19 protein-coding genes and 1 tRNA gene are annotated in these 19,507 nt (G+C 65.8%); 17 read left to right on the top strand and 3 right to left on the bottom strand.

Annotated elements, in window-relative coordinates:
• Together Q1J79_RS11480 and Q1J79_RS11475 are read right to left on the bottom strand one after the other, a co-directional pair.
• Positions 1-476, bottom strand: a 476-nt coding sequence (locus tag Q1J79_RS11480) for a hypothetical protein (RefSeq protein ID WP_300300365.1), incomplete at its 3' end; no start/stop codon positions are given.
• A gap of 104 nt (positions 477-580) precedes the next feature.
• Positions 581-656 (bottom strand) — tRNA-Phe (locus tag Q1J79_RS11475).
• A 127-nt stretch (positions 657-783) separates the two neighbouring features.
• Between Q1J79_RS11475 and Q1J79_RS11470 the strand changes: the two genes are divergently transcribed.
• From Q1J79_RS11470 to Q1J79_RS11455, 4 genes are all read left to right on the top strand, one after another.
• Complete coding sequence (locus tag Q1J79_RS11470) at positions 784-1,566, top strand: ABC transporter ATP-binding protein (protein ID WP_300300362.1); 783 nt, start codon at positions 784-786, stop codon at positions 1,564-1,566.
• Complete coding sequence (locus Q1J79_RS11465) at positions 1,563-2,375, top strand: ABC transporter permease (RefSeq protein WP_300300359.1); 813 nt, start codon at positions 1,563-1,565, stop codon at positions 2,373-2,375. The genes Q1J79_RS11470 and Q1J79_RS11465 overlap by 4 nt, the downstream gene beginning before the upstream one ends.
• Before the next feature lie 164 nt (positions 2,376-2,539).
• Entirely contained in the window at positions 2,540-3,337 is a 798-nt protein-coding gene (locus tag Q1J79_RS11460; RefSeq protein WP_300300356.1) for a MotA/TolQ/ExbB proton channel family protein, read from the top strand.
• A complete protein-coding gene (locus Q1J79_RS11455) occupies positions 3,330-4,205 on the top strand; it encodes a flagellar motor protein MotB (RefSeq protein WP_300300353.1) in 876 nt (291 codons plus the stop codon). Before Q1J79_RS11460 ends, Q1J79_RS11455 begins: the two co-directional genes overlap by 8 nt.
• A 9-nt stretch (positions 4,206-4,214) precedes the next feature.
• Here the strand turns inward: Q1J79_RS11455 and Q1J79_RS11450 are convergent, their stop codons facing one another.
• Complete coding sequence (locus Q1J79_RS11450; RefSeq protein WP_300300350.1) at positions 4,215-4,622, bottom strand: DUF2306 domain-containing protein; 408 nt, start codon at positions 4,620-4,622, stop codon at positions 4,215-4,217.
• A 97-nt stretch (positions 4,623-4,719) separates the two neighbouring features.
• Between Q1J79_RS11450 and Q1J79_RS11445 the strand changes: the two genes are divergently transcribed.
• The 13 genes from Q1J79_RS11445 to Q1J79_RS11385 all read left to right on the top strand — a co-directional run.
• Complete coding sequence (locus tag Q1J79_RS11445; RefSeq protein WP_300300347.1) at positions 4,720-5,427, top strand: response regulator transcription factor; 708 nt, start codon at positions 4,720-4,722, stop codon at positions 5,425-5,427.
• Between the two features lie 30 nt (positions 5,428-5,457).
• Positions 5,458-7,053, top strand: a complete 1,596-nt coding sequence (locus Q1J79_RS11440; protein ID WP_300300344.1) for a stimulus-sensing domain-containing protein — start codon at positions 5,458-5,460, stop codon at positions 7,051-7,053.
• Positions 7,054-7,130: 77 nt separating this feature from the next.
• Positions 7,131-7,610, top strand: a complete 480-nt coding sequence (locus Q1J79_RS11435; RefSeq protein WP_300300340.1) for an HPr kinase/phosphorylase — start codon at positions 7,131-7,133, stop codon at positions 7,608-7,610.
• Positions 7,607-8,497 (top strand): RNase adapter RapZ, encoded by an 891-nt coding sequence (gene rapZ / locus Q1J79_RS11430; RefSeq protein ID WP_300300337.1) that lies wholly within the window; start codon positions 7,607-7,609, stop codon positions 8,495-8,497. The genes Q1J79_RS11435 and rapZ overlap by 4 nt, the downstream gene beginning before the upstream one ends.
• A gap of 52 nt (positions 8,498-8,549) precedes the next feature.
• Positions 8,550-8,957: a PTS sugar transporter subunit IIA gene (locus tag Q1J79_RS11425; RefSeq protein ID WP_300300334.1), complete on the top strand. Its 408-nt coding sequence runs from the start codon at positions 8,550-8,552 to the stop codon at positions 8,955-8,957.
• Positions 8,957-9,256 (top strand): HPr family phosphocarrier protein, encoded by a 300-nt coding sequence (locus Q1J79_RS11420; protein WP_300300331.1) that lies wholly within the window; start codon positions 8,957-8,959, stop codon positions 9,254-9,256. Before Q1J79_RS11425 ends, Q1J79_RS11420 begins: the two co-directional genes overlap by 1 nt.
• A gap of 117 nt (positions 9,257-9,373) precedes the next feature.
• Positions 9,374-10,768, top strand: coding sequence for an adenosylhomocysteinase (gene ahcY / locus Q1J79_RS11415; RefSeq protein WP_300300328.1), 1,395 nt, complete (start codon positions 9,374-9,376; stop codon positions 10,766-10,768).
• A 145-nt stretch (positions 10,769-10,913) separates the two neighbouring features.
• Positions 10,914-13,025: a PAS-domain containing protein gene (locus tag Q1J79_RS11410; RefSeq protein WP_300300325.1), complete on the top strand. Its 2,112-nt coding sequence runs from the start codon at positions 10,914-10,916 to the stop codon at positions 13,023-13,025.
• Positions 13,026-13,034: 9 nt separating this feature from the next.
• Entirely contained in the window at positions 13,035-13,517 is a 483-nt protein-coding gene (gene tsaE / locus Q1J79_RS11405; RefSeq protein ID WP_300300322.1) for a tRNA (adenosine(37)-N6)-threonylcarbamoyltransferase complex ATPase subunit type 1 TsaE, read from the top strand.
• The gene (locus Q1J79_RS11400) at positions 13,510-14,523 is read left to right on the top strand and encodes a phosphotransferase (protein ID WP_300300319.1); all 1,014 of its coding nucleotides are present in this window, start codon (positions 13,510-13,512) and stop codon (positions 14,521-14,523) included. Before tsaE ends, Q1J79_RS11400 begins: the two co-directional genes overlap by 8 nt.
• Complete coding sequence (locus tag Q1J79_RS11395) at positions 14,520-15,242, top strand: nucleotidyltransferase family protein (protein ID WP_300300316.1); 723 nt, start codon at positions 14,520-14,522, stop codon at positions 15,240-15,242. Before Q1J79_RS11400 ends, Q1J79_RS11395 begins: the two co-directional genes overlap by 4 nt.
• Entirely contained in the window at positions 15,232-18,192 is a 2,961-nt protein-coding gene (gene addB, locus Q1J79_RS11390) for a double-strand break repair protein AddB (protein WP_300300313.1), read from the top strand. Before Q1J79_RS11395 ends, addB begins: the two co-directional genes overlap by 11 nt.
• Positions 18,189-19,507 (top strand): UvrD-helicase domain-containing protein (locus Q1J79_RS11385; protein WP_300300310.1); only part of this gene is annotated, 1,319 nt, incomplete at its 3' end. The genes addB and Q1J79_RS11385, both read left to right, overlap by 4 nt.

Genomic DNA, 19,507 nt, shown 5'->3' with positions numbered 1-19,507 from the left:
GCAACCAGCAAAGTCGCCCCCAGCTTGAGCAGCACGTCGCTCCACACCATCCGCCGGCGCGGGTCCTCCACCTGCAGGCGAAGCCAGTCGCCGAGCGCGGGAAGATCAGAGAACAGGGCGCCAAACGCAGCAAAGGCGGAGCCCGCGCGACGCATCTGCGCCATGATGCCGTCGATGATGGCTGCGCCAGGATCGCCGCTGGCTTTGGCCGGAGCGGTTTGCGGCATCGAAGCATCACGCGCCGCGGCCAGGGCGCGCAGTGTGGCGATCAGTTCATTGCGCCTGGTTTCATCCGCCAGCAGGTCGGCCAGGGCATCCGGATCGGCGGCACGCAATTCCGGTGCGGCTGTGGCGGCAGGCGGATCGGCGGCGGACAGACCGGCCTGGGCCAGCACCGGCCCGGACAGGCCTGCAGCAAGAAGGAATAACAGGGTGAAGAGCGTGCAGGCGCGGCGCCACCGTGACAAACCAGTCATTCGGCGGATTTTCGCGGGAAATGTGGCGTCAGCATGTCGACAGGCGCGCGAGACGCGATCAAGGCGCAGCGAAGCCGGAACATCAGGGGAATATTGGGGGGAAATGGTGCCCAGGGACGGAATTGAACCGCCGACACGGGGATTTTCAGTCCCCTGCTCTACCAACTGAGCTACCTGGGCCCACCAAGATCGTTGCGGCCCGTCTGGCGTAACAGGGTGGCAACGGCGCGCGGTTATAGACAAAATCCCCCCGCCTGTCCATATCAAGGCGGGACAAATTTGTCCTGACGGAAAAATGCCTTAGACCATGTCTCCGCCCTCTGCCACCCTGCCTGCCATCGCCGTGGCCGGCCTTGCCAAGACCTACGGCGATGTCCAGGCCGTGGCGGGCATCGACTTCACCGTGTCGCAGGGCAGCGTCACCGCGCTGCTGGGCGGCAACGGTGCCGGCAAGACCACGACGATCGCCATGCTGCTCGGCCTGCTCAAGCCCAGCGCCGGCAGCATCACCGTGCTGGGCACCGACATGCTGCACGACCGCCATGCCGTGCTGCCGCGGCTGAATTTCTCCTCGCCCTATGTCGACCTGCCGCACCGCCTGACCGTGCGGCAGAATCTGCGCGTCTTCGCCCAGCTCTATGACGTGCCGGGGCCGAAACAGAGGATCGCGCAGCTGGCGCAGAAACTGGATTTCACCACGCTGCTCGACCGGCCGGCGGGCGCGTTGTCGGCCGGGCAGAAAACCCGCGTGGCCCTGGCCAAGGCCTTGATCAATCGCCCCGAGCTGCTGCTGCTCGACGAGCCGACCGCTTCGCTCGACCCGGACACGGCCGACTGGGTGCGCGGCCTGCTGGAGGATTACCGCGCCGAGCGCGGCGCCACCATCCTGCTGGCCTCGCACAATATGGCCGAAGTGGAGCGGCTGTGCGACCAGGTGCTGATGATGAAACAGGGCCGCATCGTCGATCGCGGCACGCCGACCGAACTGATCGAACGCTACGGCCGCGACAACCTGGAAGAAGTGTTCCTCGATATCGCCCGCGGCCGCGGCAAGGCGGCACAACCGGCGCAGGCGGAGACGGCGGCATGAGCGGCGAGATTTTCGGTTTCAGCGCCAACCGCATCGGCGCCATGCTGCGCCGGCATGCCTATCTGCTCACCGGTTCCTGGGCGCGCATCATCGATATCATCTACTGGCCGGCCGTCCAGATGATCATGTGGGGCTTCCTCACCCAGTTCCTGGCCGGCAAGACATCTTATGTGGCACAGGCCTTCGGCATCCTGCTGGCTGGCCTGATGCTGTGGGATTCGCTGTTCCGCGTGCAGCTCAGCGTCGCGATTTCCTTCCTCGAGGAAATGTGGTCGCGCAACCTGGGCAACCTGTTCGTCAGCCCGCTGCGGCCCAGCGAATTCGCCGCCTCCGTTTTGCTGATGGGCGTGATCCGCACCCTGCTGGGCATGATCCCGGTCAGCCTGATGGCCTGGCTGTTCTTCGACTTCTCGATCTATTCCATGGGCTTTGCCCTGGCGGGCTTCTTCGCCAACCTCGTGCTGTTCGGCTGGGCCATCGGCATCGCCGTCTGCGGGCTGGTGATGCGCTATGGCCTGGGCGCCGAGAATATCGCCTGGGCGGCGACCTTCCTGTTCCTGCCGGTGGCCGCCGTCTATTACCCCGTCACCGTGCTGCCCGTCTGGCTGCAGGCTGTCGCCTGGTCCCTGCCACCCGCCTATGTGTTCGAGGGCATGCGCGCCCTGCTGATCGACGGCGCTTTCCGGGGCGATCTCATGCTGGGTGCGCTGGGCCTGAACATTCTTTATCTCGGCCTCGGCTTTGCAGCCTTTCTCGGCTGGTTCGAAGCCTCGCGCCGGCGCGGCCAGCTGCTTGGCCAGGGTGAATGAACGCCGCGATTGGCCATCCTGCAATTTCCGGTATACGGATCCGAGGCGGCATGCCGTTGAGGCTGTGGCTGTTGGTTGATCTGAATCACAACCTAAACAATTTGTAATGACTAGAAGAAGGCGGGTTTGCGGTATGAGTACCGCCCCATTTGTCGTTTCCTGCCATGTCCCGCCCCAGCAAGCCCTCCATCCAGATCATCAACTCGACCATCATCGGTGTCGTCATCACGGCCGCCTTGGTGGCGTTCATCCTGTTTGGCAGCAACGCCGGTGCCGGCTCCTATTGGGACCCAGGCAGCCTAGCCATCGTGCTGGGCGGCACGGTTGCCGCCGCCTTTTTGTCCTTCCGCTCGTCGCAATTGGCCAGCATCGGCCGTTCCCTGTTCGCCATCTTCCACGAGGAACCGCCGCTTGGCCGTGAGGTCGATGTACTGGAACAGGTGGCGCTGGCGCTGCAGAAGCATCAATTGCCGCAGGCTGAGAAGATTGCCAACGGCGTCAACAATCCCTTTCTGCGCCTCGGCCTGCAGTTGGTGATCGATCGTGTGTCCATCGAGGACGTGCACCACCTGCTGAGCTGGCGCATCCAGAAAATGGTCGAACGTGAAACCGCCGAGGCCAAGCTGTTTCGCACCATGGCGGAATTCGCTCCGGCTTTTGGCATGCTCGGCACCCTGGTTGGCCTGGTGGCGATGCTGAGCCAGCTTGGTGGCGGCGACCTGAACGCCATCGGCGAAGGCATGGCGCTGGCGCTGATCACCACGGTATATGGCGTGGTGCTGGCCAACCTGATTTTCCGCCCGATCGCCATCAAGCTGGAGCAGCGCACCGCCCAGCGCGTGGCAAAGCTGAATATGCTGCTGGAGGGCATCTCCCTGCTTGCGCTGGGCCGCGGCCCGACCATGGTGCGCGAAGCCATGAACAGCTTCATGCGCGACTACCGGGATGAAATTCATGGCTGAGCCCGCCCACGATCCGGCGGCACGGCCCCGTCGTCCCAACTGGCGCAGCGTCCGCTATACGCCTCCCGGCGATGCCGACGGCGGCCATTGGCTGGTCACCTACAGCGATACCGTCACGCTGCTGCTCACCATCTTCGTCGTGCTGGTTTCGATGATGACCTTCGTCAAGAGTACGCCCGAGCCATTGCAGCCGGTATTGCTGCGTCCGGTTTTCGTACCGGTCCTGACGGCTGATGGCGAATTGCCATCCGATATCCTCGAGCAAGACAGCGCCCCTCCGGCTTCGCGCCCGGCCGTGGCGCCGCCGCCGCCACCGAATGCCGCGGCCGAATCACAATCCATCGCCGGCATCAGCCGCGCCCATGCCAGTGTCGCCCCTGAGGAACCGGGCTTGCCAGACACGCCGCAAACCTGGGCAAGCCGCACCTCGCGCGAGCTTGCCGCCCTGCTGGCCCGCGAAGGCTTGGGCCGCAACGCCGTCGTCGAGCGGGTCGACCGCCATGTGGTGGTGCGCCTGGGTGACAACATCCTGTTCGGGCTCGGACAGGCCGAGTTGCGCCCCGAAGGCGCCGCCCTGATGGCCAGGCTGGCCCCCAGCCTGGCACGTTTACACAGCTTCATCCGCGTCGAGGGTCATACCGACGATCTGCCGATCGCCACCGCGCGCTATCCCAGCAACTGGGAATTATCCGCCGGTCGGGCCGCGACCGTCGTGCGCCACCTGATTGCCGGTGGCATGCCCGGAACGCAATTGGAGGCGGTAGGCTTCGCCGACAGCCGTCCGGTGATGCGCGGCCACAGCGCGGCCGCACGTGCACGCAACCGCCGTGTCAGCTTCGTGATCCTGCCGCCCGACGGCCTGCCCTGAGAGCAGCCCTTAGTTGCCGAACACCAGACCACCCAGCAGCCGTGCCGGCAGCAGGGTAAACAGGCCCGGCAGAACGAGGCCCGTGAAATACAGCATCATCATGGCCCGGCGATGGGTCTGCACCCGACCATGCCGGATCGCGTAAACCGCAGCCGGCACCGTGACCAGCACCAATATGGACAGGGCATGGATCGGGCTGAACTTGCCGGCAATCAGCCCGGTAATCCAGAAGGAGCTGACCGCGGCCGTCAGCATTAACAGAACCCACAGCCAACCCAGGCGTTTATGCCAGGCCGTGCCTTTGCGGCGGACCAGCATGACGATTCCCAGCATCAACGCCACCAGCGTGGCGGCAAGATGGATATGCACGGCTGGGCCGGCAGCCAGAAGGGGGGCGAAATTCATGGCTTCAACCATGGCCTACCCCCTGCAAATCGGCCAGCGGCTTGCTATATAGGTGTGACTTCAATCACCGGATTTCCGGGATTTTTCCCTCTTGCCTCAGGGATTTGCCGTGAGCGCCACCATTGCCCTGGTCGACGATGACCGCAACATCCTCACCTCGGTCTCCATCGCGTTGGAAGCCGAAGGCTACAAGGTCCGCACCTATAATGACGGTGCCGAGGCCCTGCGCCACCTGACCCAGCAGATGCCCGACCTGGTCATCCTCGACATCAAGATGCCACGTCTGGATGGCATGGAGACGCTGAGCCGGCTGCGCCGGATCAGCCAGGTGCCGGTGATCTTCCTGACATCGAAAGACGAGGAAATCGATGAGGTGCTCGGCCTCAAGATGGGCGCCGACGATTATATCACCAAGCCGTTCAGCCAGCGTCTGCTGATCGAACGCATCAAGGCCGTGCTGCGCCGCGCCGAGGCCAGCAAGCCAGGGGCCGAACAAACCTCGGCCGACAAGATGATCGTGCGCGGGCCGCTGTCGCTCGATCCGGCCCGCCATCGCTGCACCTGGAAGGGCGAGGACGTCACCCTGACCGTGACCGAGTTTCTGTTGCTGGAAGCGCTGGCGCAACGACCGGGCCATGTGAAGAACCGCGACCAGTTGATGGATGCGGCCTATGATGACAACGTCTACGTCGACGACCGCACCATCGACAGCCACATCAAACGGCTGCGCAAGAAATTCAAATCGGTGGACGACGATTTCGACGCCATCGAGACGCTGTATGGCGTTGGCTACCGCTTCAAGGAGCAGGCGGCCTGATGCCGGGCTGCCCGTGACGGGATCATGGATGTGAGTGACACCCGCCCGCGGCGGCGCCTGATGTCGCCGCTGACCCGTCGCATCCTCCTGATCAATCTGGCGGCGCCGATCTCGCTGGTGCTGGCATTCTTCTATCTGGATCAGTTCCGCCTCAGCCTGATCGACAGCCGGCTGACGGCATTGCGTTACGAAGCCAACCTAATTGCTGGCGCGCTTGGCGAGTCGGCGATCAGCCCGACCGAATTCACACCGGCACTGGAGCCCGAGCTGGCGCGCCAGCTGCTGCGCCGGCTCTCGGCGCAATCCAGCGCGCGGGCGCGGCTGTTCGATAGCGAGGGCGAGATGATCGCCGACAGCCGCCTCCTGCTGGCCGCCGGCCGCGGCGTGGTGACGCGCCAGCTGCCGCCGCCGAATATCGACACGCCCTGGGAAAAGGCGCTGATCGGCATCTACGATCGGGTCAACGCCCTGTTCATGACCACGCTCGACCTGCCAAGGTATGTCGAGTTGCCGTTCACCCATGCCAACGACTACAGCGAGGCCCGCAAGGCCCTATCCGGCGAATTGACCGAGCAACTGCGCGATTTCAGCGATGGCCGCATCATGCTGTCGGTTGCCGTGCCGGTGCAGGGCCTGCGCAAGGTCGTCGGGGCGCTGATGCTGAATGTCGACAGCGCCGAAATCGATGCCCGCGTGCGCGAGGAACGTCTCGGCGTGCTGAAGATCTTCGCCGCCGTGCTGGGCTTTACCGTGCTCGCCTCGTTGTATCTGGCCGGCGCCATCGTCCGGCCGATCCACCGGCTGGCCGAAGCCGCCGAACGCATCCGCGCCGCCAAGGGCCGCATCGCGCATCTGTCGATCCCTGATTTCTCCCAGCGCCAGGATGAGATCGGCGACCTGTCCAGCGTGCTGCGCGCTATGACCGCGGCGCTGTCGCAGCGCCTGGACGCCATCGAACGCTTTGCCGCCGATGTCTCGCATGAGATCAAGAACCCGCTCACCTCATTGCGCAGCGCGATGGAGACCTTTCAGCGTACCGACAAACCCGAGCTGCGCGAACGCCTCCTGCAGGTGATGCAGGATGATGTACGCCGCATGGACCGGCTGATCACCGACATTTCCGGCGCCTCGCGGCTGGATGCCGAGCTGGCCCGCATCGAGGCCGCGCCGATCGATATCGCCGAAATGCTTCGCTCGGTGGTGGAAACCTACGCCGATCGCGCAAAAGACAACATGCCGCGGATCGAACTGAAAGTGATCGAGCCCGGCCCCTATATGGCGCCAGGCTTTGAAAGCCGCCTCGGACAGGTCGCGCGCAACCTGATCGACAATGCAATCTCGTTCAGCCCACCCGGTGGCGCGATCACCGTTGCCGTGCGCCGGGAACCGCGCCATGTGACCTTCAGTGTTGCCGACCAGGGGCCGGGCATTCCGGAGGAAAACCGGGAATCGATCTTCGAGCGCTTTTACAGCGAACGCCCCTCCTCGGAGGCTTTTGGACTGCATTCCGGCCTCGGCTTGTCGATCGCGCGGCAGATCGTGCAGTCGCTGGGTGGCCAAATCCATGCCGAGAACCGTGATGACGGCCAGAGCGGCGCCCGCTTCATCGTGCGACTGCCGCTGTAACAAACGACATTAACCAAGGCCGATTTACGCCAACATGTATTGACACTACCGCCCGCCGAACGGCAGTCTGCGCGGCCATGATCAGGCTCCATGCAAGCTGCGTGGCGATTGCCGGCGAAGCGGTGCTGCTGCGCGGTCCGTCCGGCGCCGGCAAATCCGACCTTGCCCTTCGCCTCATCGAGGCTGGCGCACGGCTGGTTGCCGACGACCAGACCATGCTGACGCGCAAGCACGGCCGGCTTGTCGCCGCGGCGCCGGAAACGATTCATGGCCTGATTGAAATTCGCGGCCTCGGGCCTGTGGCCATGATTCCCGCGCCGCCCACGCCAGTCGCGCTACTGATCGACCTGGTGGCATTCACGGATGTGCCGCGCCTGCCGGAACCGTATTTCGAAACGCTGCTGGATATCGCCCTGCCGGTGCTGCGGCTTGATGCCTTCACGGCCAGCGCGGCCATCAAGGTAAAATGGGCTCTGGCCCGGGCCGCGGCCGGACGGCTGTTCGAACCCGCCGAGGCGCATGTCGCCGACCCTGAGAAAACGCGGCAAAACCGATGAGTGAAGCAGGTGTCGAGCCGATCCGAGTCATCGTGGTCAGCGGCCTGTCCGGGGCCGGCAAGACCACGGCTCTCAAGCTGCTGGAGGATTTCGGCTACGAGGCTGTCGACAATCTGCCGATCTCGCTGCTGCGCCGCCTGACCACCGCTGAAGACGCCGCCAGCCCCGCCCGTCGCGCCATGGCCGTCGGCGTCGACAGCCGCACCCGCGATTTCCAGCCCGATCGCCTGATCGCCCTGATCGGCGAGCTTAAGCAGCGACCGGATCTTGACGTGCAGTTGCTGTATTTCGATTGTGAAGATGAAATCCTGCTCAAGCGCTTCACCGCGACGCGCCGACGTCACCCCCTGGCGGCCGACCGGCCGGTGGCCGATGGCATCGCCGCCGAACGCCACCTGATGAAACTATTGCAGGTCGAAGCGGACCAGGTGTTCGACACCTCTACGGTCACGCTGCCCGAATTACGGCAGTTGCTGGCCGCGCAATTCGCGCTGGACGCCCTGCCCGGCCTCAGTATCATGGTGCTCTCGTTTTCCTACAAACTTGGCCTGCCGCGCGAGGCGGACTTGGTGTTCGATGTGCGCTTTCTGCGCAACCCGCATTATGACGACCAGCTTCGCCCGCAGACCGGCATCGACCCGGCCGTGGCCGCCTATGTTGTTGCGGATTCCGGCTATGCCGATTTCTTCGCACGGCTGGGTGGCATGATCTCCAGCCTGCTGCCGCGCTATGCTGCCGAGGGTAAGCGCTACCTGACCATTGCCATCGGTTGTACCGGCGGCCGCCACCGCTCGGTTGTGGTTGCAGAGGCCCTTGGCAGGCACTTGCGCGAGGCCGGACAACGTGTCGATATCCGGCACCGCGACCGCGACCTGGCGAACGCCTGAGCGGCATATCTCGAGGATCCCCAATGACCGGTATCGCCCCAGGATCGGCTGCATGATCGGTATCGTCGTTGTCACCCATGGCCGCCTGGCCGAAGAATTCATTCATGCGACCGAACATGTTGTCGGGCCGCAGAAGAACATGCGCGCCGTCTGCATCGGTCCGGATGACGACATGGAGCAACGGCGCAAGGATATCCTCGCCGCCGTTGCCGCCGTGGAAACCGGTCGCGGCGTCATCGTGCTGACCGACATGTTCGGCGGCACGCCGTCGAATCTCGCCATTTCGATCATGGATCAGGCCAAGGTGGAGGTGATCGCCGGCGTCAATCTGCCGATGCTGATCAAACTGGCCAGCGTGCGCGCCAAGTCGGATCTGGCGACCGCGGTGAATGCCGGCCAGGAAGCCGGCCGCAAATACATCAACGTCGCCTCCAAGCTGCTGGCAGGGGAATCCGCCTGATGGATGGAGCGACCACCACCGGCGCGCCGCTGCGGCAAAACGTGGTGATCCCGAACCAACGCGGGCTGCATGCCCGCGCGGCGGCCAAATTCGTCCAGGTCGTGGCCCGTTTCCCCCAGGCTAGGATCCAGGTGTCCAAGGACGGCCAGACCGTGAATGGGGAATCGATCATGGGCCTGATGATGCTGGCCGGCACCCAGGGGTCCAGCATCGAGATCACGGCCAGCGGCGCCGAGGCCCAGGCAGCCATGACCGCCCTGGTCGAGCTGGTCGAAGGCCGGTTCGGCGAGCCGGAATAACAAGTCCGCAACCTTATATTCCTATATAAAGATTTCTTTATATAAAGCTGGACAGACCCTTTCCGGCCCTGCTATACCGCGCCCAGTTGTGAAACAGACGGAAGCTGGAGCTGCGGAATGAGCGCGGATTACAAAGTGAAAGACATCGGCCTCGCCGATTGGGGCCGCAAGGAACTGGATATGGCCGAGACCGAAATGCCCGGTCTGATGGCCACCCGCGAGGAATTCGGCAAGAAGCAGCCGCTGAAAGGCGCCCGCATCGCCGGCTCGCTGCACATGACGATCCAGACCGCGGTGCTGATCGAGACCCTGAAGGCGCTGGGCGCCGATATCCGCTGGGCCTCGTGCAACATCTATTCGACCCAGGACCATGCCGCCGCCGCCATCGCCAAGGCCGGCATCCCGGTCTTCGCCGTCAAGGGCGAGACGCTGGAGGAATACTGGGACTATACCCACAAAATCTTCGAATGGGCCGATGGCGGCACCCCGAACATGATCCTCGACGACGGCGGCGACGCCACCCTGCTGATCCATCTGGGCATGCAGGCCGAGAAGGATGCCTCGGTGATCTCGAAGCCGACCAATGAGGAAGAAACCGTCCTCTATGCCGCGATTGCCAGGAAGCTGAAGGAAGCCCCCGGCTGGTATTCCAAGATGGGCGCCGCCATCAAGGGCGTGACCGAGGAAACCACCACCGGCGTGCACCGCCTCTATGTGATGGCCAAGGAAGGCCGCCTGCTGTTCCCGGCGATCAACGTGAACGACAGCGTCACCAAGTCGAAGTTCGACAACCTTTATGGCTGCCGCGAGAGCCTGGTCGACGGCATCCGCCGCGGCACCGACGTGATGATGGCCGGCAAGGTCGCCGTGGTCGCCGGCTTCGGCGATGTCGGCAAGGGCTCGGCCGCCAGCTTGCGCAACGCCGGCTGCCGCGTGATGGTCACCGAAATCGATCCGATCTGCGCCCTGCAGGCAGCGATGGAAGGCTATGAAGTCGTCACCATGGAAGAAGCCGCTCCGAAGGGCGACATCTTCGTCACCGCCACCGGCAATGTCGACGTCATCACGCTGGACCACATGCGCGAGATGAAGCATCGCGCCATCGTCTGCAACATCGGCCATTTCGACAGCGAGATCCAGATCGGCGCGCTGAAGAACTACAAGTGGCACAACGTCAAGCCGCAGGTCGACGAGGTCGAATTCCCCGATGGCAAGCGCCTGATCGTGCTGTCGGAAGGCCGCCTGGTCAACCTGGGCAACGCCACCGGCCATCCCAGCTTCGTGATGAGCGCCTCCTTCACCAACCAGGTGCTGGCGCAGATCGAGCTGTGGACCAATCCGGGCAAGTACCAGAAGCAGGTCTACACGCTGCCCAAGCATCTCGACGAGAAAGTTGCCAGCCTGCACCTGGCCAAGGTCGGCGCCAAGCTGACCAAGCTGACCGACCAGCAGGCCAAGTATCTCGGCATCGGCGAAAAGGGCCCGTTCAAGCCGGACCATTACCGCTACTGATGTCCTACCCCTGATGCAGCGCGCATTCCGCGCCGCAATCGCGAAGGCCGGATCGGGTCGCCCGATCCGGCCTTTGCCGCGTTTAACGCCTTGTCATCCGCGGCGCGCCTGCCGATAGTGGCCGCATGCAGGGGATCGTGGGCCAATGCCGCTGAACGAGACGATCTGGCTCGCCGCTCTGGCCGGGGCCGCCATCGGCGTGGCCGGCTGGCAGGCTCTGCGGGCCCACCGCCTGGCGAACCAGTTGCAGGCCGCGCTGGCCGCCTTCGACACGCGCACTGTCGACCGCGACAAGGAACGCAAGGCCAAGGCGGCATTGCAGGAACAACTGGCCACCCTGCAGGCCGAGCATGAACGCCAGGGCGTTGAAATGAGCACCCTGCGCCGCACCGAGGCCGAAGCCAAGGCGCTGCTGGATGCCGCCCCCTTCCCGATCTGGCGCCGCGACGCCAGCGGCCGCCTGGTCTGGGTCAATGCGCGTTACGCCCAGCTTGCCGAAACCGATGCCGAAGACACCGTGAAGCGCGGCCTTGAGCTGGCCTCTTCGCATGATCTCAATCAGCCGCGGGAGCTGGCCAGGGCCGCGCTGACCGCCAATACCCTGCAGATGCAGGAACGCCGCTTCGTCGCCGAGGGCGACCGGCGCAATTATCGCATCTTCGAATTGCCGGCCGGCCCCGGCACGCTGGGCTTCGGCCAGGACATCACGCCGGAAGCCGATGCGCGCGGCCAGCTGCGCCGCCATATGGAAGCCCATATGGAGGTGCTGCGCACCATCTCCACCGCCACGGCGATCTACGGACCCGACAAGAAATTGCTGATCTGGAACCGCGCCTATGCCCGGCTGTGGCAGCTCGACGAAACCTGGCTGGAGACGCGGCCGGCTTTCGGCGAGGTCCTGGAGCAGCTGCGGGCCGAACGCCGGTTGCCCGAGCAGATCGACTGGCAGGCCTACAAGCGCAGCCAGCTCTCGCTGTTCACCACGGTGATCGAGCGGCAGGAGGAACTGATCCATCTGCCCGACGGCTCGACCTTGCGGCTGGTGATCAGCGCCTATCCGTCCGGCGGCCTGCTGTTCGCCTATGACGACGTGACGCGGCAGCTGACGCTGGAACGCGCCACCAACACCATGATCGCCGTGCAGCGCGCCACGCTGGACAATCTCTATGAAGCCGTCGTCGTCTATGGCTCCGATGGTCGTCTGTCGCTGTATAACCGCGCCTTCGCCCAGCTCTGGCAGATCGATCCCGACCTGCTGAACCGCCAGCCCCATATCACCGAGGTGCTGGAAGCGGCCCGGCCGCTGATGCAGCGCGGCCCGGACTGGAACCAGATGCGCGAACGCCTGATCGACAGCTTCGCCAGCCGCAAGGCCACGCGAGGCCGACTGGAGCGCAGCGATGGCGCGGTGATCGATTACGCCTCGGTGCCGCTGCCCGATGGCGCCGTGCTGTATACCTACCTCGATGTCAGCGCCAGCATCCGCATCGAGCGCGCCCTGCGCGAGCGCAACGAGGCGCTGGAACGCACCGACCGCATGAACGCCGCCTTCATCAGCAATATCACGCATGACCTGCGCTCGCCGCTCGGCACGCTGATCAGCATGACGGAAGTGCTGGCCCAGGGCATTCTCGGACCGATGAATGCGCGACAGGAAGAATACTGCAGCGATATCATGAAGACCTCGCGCGACCTGTTGCGCCTGCTCGACGACATCATCGCCATTGCCACCATCGAGGTCGGCCAGATGGCTCTGGAGCCGGCGGATATCCGGCTCGACACGTTGTGGCGCGAGGATGCGGCGCAATGGCAGGAGCTGGCCGAGCGGCGCGCCATCCTGCTCGACCTGCCTGATCTGGTGCCCGACACCGCGGTGATCGGCGACAGCCAGCGCCTGCGCCAGGCGCTCGACAGCGTCATGGCCGCCGCCCTGGATGGCACGCCGCAGGGCGGCCGCGTCGTCATCCGGGTGGCAAACGGCGACGGCGCGCATCTTGGCCTGCGCATTGAATGCCATAGCGGGGGCCTGAGCCCGGTGCAGCCGCGCCAGGTTTTTGCCGATCTGGTCGATACCTCCGACCGTCGCCGCGCCAAGGCCAACCTGTCGCTGATCGTGGCGCGCGGCCTGTTCGACCTGCATGGCGCCAGCCTGCGGCAGGATGTGGGGGAGGACGGCGCCCAGGCGGTGGAAATCCTGCTGCCCAGCAGGAAGGCCGAAAGCGAGCGCCAGATTGCGGCGCTTCCTGCCCGTCAGTAGAGTGACGCCATGCCCGTGATTCGCAGTCAGACGCTGCCTGACGAGGCCGCTACCGCCGCGCTGGCCGCGACCCTCGCGCCGTTGCTGCGGCCGGGCGATGCGCTGCTGCTCGACGGGCCGCTTGGCGCCGGCAAGACCAGCTTCGCCCGCGCCCTGATCCGCAGCCTGTGCGGCGCCGGCACCGAAGTGCCGAGCCCGAGTTTCAACATCGTGCTGACCTATGACGCCCCGCAGGCCACATTGTGGCATTTTGATCTTTACCGCATCGCCGATCCGCGCGAACTGGACGAGCTTGGCCTCGACGAAGCCCTGCAGGATGGCATCGTGCTGATCGAATGGCCCGACCGGCTGGGCAGCCAGCCACCTGCCGGCGCGCTGACGCTGCGGCTCACGCCGCTTGAAACCCCGCCCGCCGCCCGCCGCGCCGACCTGATCGGCGACACCGCCTGGGCGCAACGCTTGTCCCCGCTTCCGGTTTCCGCCCATGTCTGACCGCGCCGCCCTTTCGCATGCTTTCCTCGTCAGGTCGGGCTGGGGCGATGCCGGCCGCGCGAAGCTGGCCGGCGATGCCTCCTTCCGCAAATACGAGCGCCTGCACCTGAATGGCCAGCCGGCCGTGTTGATGGATGCGCCGCCGCCGCAGGAGGATGTCCGCCCCTTCCTGAACATCGCCCGGCTGCTGCAGCGGCATGGCTACAGCGCGCCGCGCATCCTGGCCGAGGATGTCGAGCATGGTTTCCTGCTGCTGGAAGATCTGGGCGACGATCTTTACGCACGCCTGATCCGCGCCGGCAGCAATGAGGCGCCGCTATACGAAGCGGCCATCGATTTCCTGCTCGACCTGCATCGCCATGCCGCGCCCGCCGATCTGGCGCCCTATGACGAGGCACGGCTGATTGACGAGATCGGCCTGTTCACCGACTGGTATCTTCCGACCCTGACTGGCCGCGATACGCCGGAAGCCCAGGGTCAGGCCTTCCGGTCCCTCTGGCATGCCCTCGCGCCCGAAGTCAGCGCGCCACCGCGCGTGCTGGTGCTGCGCGATTTCCATGCCGAGAACCTGATCTGGCTGCCGCAGCGCAGGGATGCCGCCCGCGTCGGCCTGCTGGATTTCCAGGATGCCGTGGCCGGCCATCCGGCCTATGATCTGGTCTCATTGCTGGAAGACGCGCGTCGCGATGTCGCGCCGGAGCTGGCCGAAGCCATGCTGCGGCGTTACATCGCCAGCAGCGGCGTCGATGAAGCCGCTTTCCGCCGCGCCTATGCCATTCTTGGCGCGCAGCGCAACCTGCGCATCATCGGCATCTTCACCCGACTGTGGAAACGCGACGGCAAACCGCATTACCAGGCCTTCATGCCCCGCATGTGGCGTCTGGTCGAACGCGATCTGGCGCATCCGGCCCTGACCGACCTGCGTATCTGGATCGACAGCGTCGTGCCAACGACGCTGCGCTATAAACCATTGCCCGGCGCGCCAGCCTTCAGTCTCGCCTCATGATCGCGCTACCCGAGACGGCGATGGTTCTGGCCGCCGGTTTCGGCACCCGGCTGCGGCCGCTGACCGACCATACGCCCAAGCCGCTGATCCCGGTGGCCGGCCGCAGCCTGCTTGATCGCTGTCTCGACCGCCTTGTCGAAGCCGGCGTGAAACGTGCCGTGGTCAATATCCACTGGCTCGGCAGCCAGATCCGCGATCACCTGCGCAGCCGTGGCGACATCGCCATCACGATCTCGGATGAAAGCGACCTGCTGCTGGAAACCGGCGGCGGCATCGCCAGGGCCCTGCCTCTGCTCGGGAGCGATCCGTTCTTCGCCGTCAATGCCGACCTGATCTGGCGCGATGATGACGAGCCGGCGCTGCAGCGGCTGGCCCAGGCCTTTGATCCGGTGCGGATGGATGCCCTGTTGCTGCTGCAGCCCCGTGAAAAGGCCACCGGCCATGCCGGACCGGGCGATTTCGAGCTGGCGGCCGATGGCCGCATCGCCCGCCGCGGCGACCGACCGACGGCAGCTTATGTTTTTACCGGCGTGCAGATCCTGCAGCCGCGCCTGTTTCGCGACATGCCGGCGGGGCCTTTCTCGCTGAACCTGCTCTACGATCGCGCCATCGCAGCACAGCGCCTCCATGGCCTGCCGCATCGCGGTCTGTGGATGGATGTGGGCAATCATGAGGGCCTCGCGGCTGCCGAGGCTTTGCTTGGCGGCCATGACGACTGACCCCGCCGTCTTCACCATCCCACCTGGCCGGCCGTTTCTCGACCTGCTGGCTGCCGGCGTGCTGCAGCGCTGGGGAAAAGAACCGCTTGAACTATCCCGCATCACTATCCTGCTGCCGACGCGGCGGGCCTGCCGGGCCTTGAGCGAAGCCTTCCTGCGGCAAAGCGACGGCGTGGCGCTGCTGCTGCCGAAAATCCGCCCGCTCGGCGATATCGACGAGGATGAACTGGAACTGCGTGGCATCGCCGGCGACGATTCCCTGCCATTCACCGCCCTCGACCGTAATCTGCTGCTGGCCCGGCTGGTGCTGGCCTCGCCGCTGGCGGGCAATGATCCGGCCAATGCGCTGCGACTGGCGCGTGAACTCGGCCATCTGCTCGATGCCGTCGCCACCGAGGAAACCAGCCTCGACAGGCTGCCCGAACTGGTGCCGCATGAACTGGCCGGCCACTGGCAGCAGACGCTCGATTTCCTGCAGGTGATCCGTCAGGCATGGCCCGCCATCAAGGCCGAACAGGGCCGGCTCGACGCAGCGGATTACCGCCAACGCCTGACCCAGCGCTGGATCGAGCACTGGCAGGCAAATCCACCGAACGAGCCGGTGATCGCGGCCGGCTCCACCGGCACCATCCCGGCCACCGCGCGGCTGCTGAAACTGGTGGCGCGGCTGCCGCAGGGCGCCGTGGTGCTGCCTGGCCTGGATACCGGCCTCGACGATGCCGCCTGGCAGGGTGCCCGCGACGAGCCGACCCATCCCCAGCATGCCATGGCGCATCTGCTCGACGCGCTGGGCGTGCTGCGCGGCAAGGTGAAATCCTGGCCTGCCGAAACCGGCGACAGCACCATCGAAACCGCCCGCGCCGCGCTGCTGTCGGCTGCCCTGCTGCCGCCCGGCGAAACCCATCGCTGGCGCGGCCTGCCGGCTGGCATTGACGACGCCGGCTTTCACAGCCTGCGGCGTATCGAGGCGCCCGGCCCGCGCGAGGAAGCGCTGGCCATCGCGCTGGCCATGCGCGAAACGCTGGAGCAGCCCGGCCGCACGGCGGCATTGATCACCCCCGACCGTATGCTGGCGCGCCGGGTGGCCGCCGAACTGGCGCGCTATGGCATCGAGGTGGACGATTCCGCCGGCCGGCCGCTGGGCCAGACGCCGCCCGCCGTTTTTCTCCGCCTGATCGCCGCCGCCGTGGCCGGGCATTTCGCGCCGGTCGCCCTGCTCGCCCTGCTCAAGCATCCGTTCTGCCGTCTGGGCATGGCGCGAGCCGACCTGCTGCGCTGGACCCGCCGGATTGAGCGCCTGGCGCTGCGCCGCAGCCAGCCGCAGCAGGGGCTTGACATGCTGGTCCGGCAATTGGCCGAGCATGCCGATCTGCTGCCGCCCCTGACGCGACTCAAATCAGCGCTGGAGCCGCTGACAATCCTCATGCAACAGGATGAAGCAGGCCTGCATCCGCTGCTCGATGCGCATATCCGCGCCGCCGAAGCCCTGGCGCAACCCGCCGAGGATGAACCGCTGTCATTATGGCAACATGAGGCCGGCGAAACCCTGCACGGCTTCATCATCGACCTGATCGCCGCCGCGCCGCAATTCGGCCCGCTGGTGCCGGCCGGCTGGCCGCGCCTGCTGGATGCCCTGCTGGAAGGCCAGGTGGTACGGCCACGTTATGGCCGGCATCCGCGCCTGTTCATCTGGGGCCTGCTGGAAGCGCGCCTGCAGCAGGCCGACCGTGTCATCCTTGGCGGGCTCAATGAAGGCACCTGGCCGCCACAGGCCAGGGATGATCCCTGGCTCAGCCGGCCGATGCGGCAGAAACTGGGTTTGAGCGCGCCGGAACGCCGGCTGGGCCAGACCGCGCAGGATTTCGTGCAAGCCGTCTGCAGCCGCGACGTGATCCTCAGCCGCGCCGCCAAGGTGGAAGGCACGCCGACGGTGCCGGCGCGCTGGCTGCTGCGTCTTGATGCCCTGCTGAAGGACGACCCACGCTGGACCGCCACCCTGGCGCCACACTACCTCGCCTGGGCCGGACAGATGGACCACCCGGCGGTAACGATCCGCATGGCGCCACCGCGTCCGGCACCGCCGCTGCAGGCACGGCCGCGCGAACTCTATGTCACGGCAATCGAAACCTGGGTGCGCGATCCCTATGCGCTCTACGCCAGGCGCGTGCTCGGCCTGCGCAAGCTCGACCCGCCCGACCAGCCGCCCGATGCGCGGCTGCGCGGCGACATCATCCATTCCGTGCTGGAAACTTTTCTGGCTCGCCACGGCACGGCCCTGCCTGATGACGCTACCGCGTTGCAGGAACTGCTCAACCTCGGCCGGACTGAGTTCGGCGCCTGGCTGGAGCGACCGGAAATCGCCGCGCTGTGGTGGCCGCGATTCGAGCGCGCCATGCGCTGGTTCCTGGCCAATGAGCGCGAGCGCCGTGGCGCCGGTTTCCGCCCGGCGCTGCTGGAACGCGAAGGCGGCCGCACAATTGCCGCGCCCGGTGGTCCGTTCACGCTGAAAGCCAAGGCCGACCGCATCGATCGCAATGCCGGTGACGGCAGGCTGGCCATTCTCGATTACAAGACCGGCCGGCCACCCTCACCCAAGCAGGTGCAGACCGGCCTGTCGCCGCAACTGGCATTGGAGGCCGCCATTGCCCAGGGCGGCGGCTTTGAAGGCCTCGATCCTGCTGCCATCGCGGAGCTGGTCTATATCCGGCTCGGCGGTGGTGATCCGCCAGGCGAGGCCAAACCCATCGAAGGCGGCCGCCCGCCCGTTGCGCCAGCTGACGAACTGGCGGCGGAAGCCTTGGCCCGCCTGCAGGCATGGGTAGCGAAATTCGACGACCCTGCCACGCCCTACCTCTCCCGGCCACGACCGCAATTCGTCGATTACGCCGGCGACTACGATCATCTCGCCCGCGTAGCCGAACGCGTCGAAGGCAGCGGGGAAGACGCATGAGCGGAAATTCCGAAAGCGATCTGCGCGCGCATGAAATGGGTCAGCGTATCGCTGCCGACCCTTCCCTCTCGGCTTGGGTTGCGGCCAATGCCGGAGCGGGGAAAACCACCGTCCTGGTCGATCGCGTCACCCGCCTGCTGCTGATGGGCACGCGGCCGAGTGGCATCCTCTGCCTCACCTTCACCAAGGCCGCCGCCGCCGAAATGCAGATCCGCCTGACCAGACGGTTAGGGAAATGGAGTACGCAGGACGATTCAACCTTGAAGGCCGAGCTGTTCAAGCTTCTGGGGCGCCCGGCAGAAGATTCCGATATTGAAACCGCGCGGCGCCTGTTCGCCCGCACGCTGGAATCGCCGGGTGGCCTGCGGCTGCAGACCGTGCATGCCTTCTGCGAGGCTTTGCTGAAGCGCTTCCCGGTCGAGGCCGGCGTACCGCCGGGCTTTGCCGTCGCCGACGAGGCCGTGACGGCGGAATTATTCGCCGTGGCGCGCGATCGCGTGCTGGGCCATGGCCTGGACGATGCCGGTTTCGCCCCGGTGATCCGCTTCTTTGCCGAACGCGTCGATGACAGCCGCTTCGCCAGCCTGATCAGATCTCTGCTCGGCCGCCGACGCGATCTGAGTCTGCTGCTGCAGGCGCATGGCGGCGCCGATGCCGCCATGGGCGCGCTCTATGCGCAGCTCGACCTGCCGCCGGATGCAACACGGCATAGCGTGATCGCGGCATATATCGCCGGCATGGCGCTGGGCGACCTGCGCGCCGCCGTGGCAGCCCTGATGCAGGGCGGCGCCAATGACCGCAAGCTGGGCGATCCGCTGGCCGGCTGGCTGGCCGCCGGCTGCCCGGTCGAACGCTTCGAAGCGGACTGGCTGGCATCGTTCTTCACCCAGAAGGGTGAACCACGCAGCAGCCTGGCCAGCAAGACCGCCCTGAAACTCGATCCGGCCTGCGGCGACAGTCTGCAAGAGGAACAAAACCGCCTGATCATCCTCAAACAGCAGCTCAATGCCCTCACCATCGCCGAGGCCACATCCATGCTGCTGCGGCTGGGTGAGCGTCTGCTGGAGACCTATGGCGCCCTGAAGACCGCCCATGGCCTGCTGGATTACGACGACCTGATCCTGAAGAGCCGCGACCTGCTGGTGGAGCCCAGCCAGGTGCCCTGGGTGATGTTCAAGCTCGACCAGGGCATCGACCATATCCTGGTCGACGAGGCGCAGGATACCAGCCCCGACCAGTGGTCGGTGGTGGCGGCGCTGGCCGAGGAATTCTTCAGCGGCACCGGCGCGCGCGACGGCCTGCGCCGCACCATCTT

It is taken from the genome of Ferrovibrio sp., from assembly GCF_029255545.1.
Taxonomy (GTDB): domain Bacteria; phylum Pseudomonadota; class Alphaproteobacteria; order Ferrovibrionales; family Ferrovibrionaceae; genus Ferrovibrio.
Note: the sequence above shows the minus strand (reverse complement) of the source record. Positions and strands in the feature narration are given on the sequence as shown.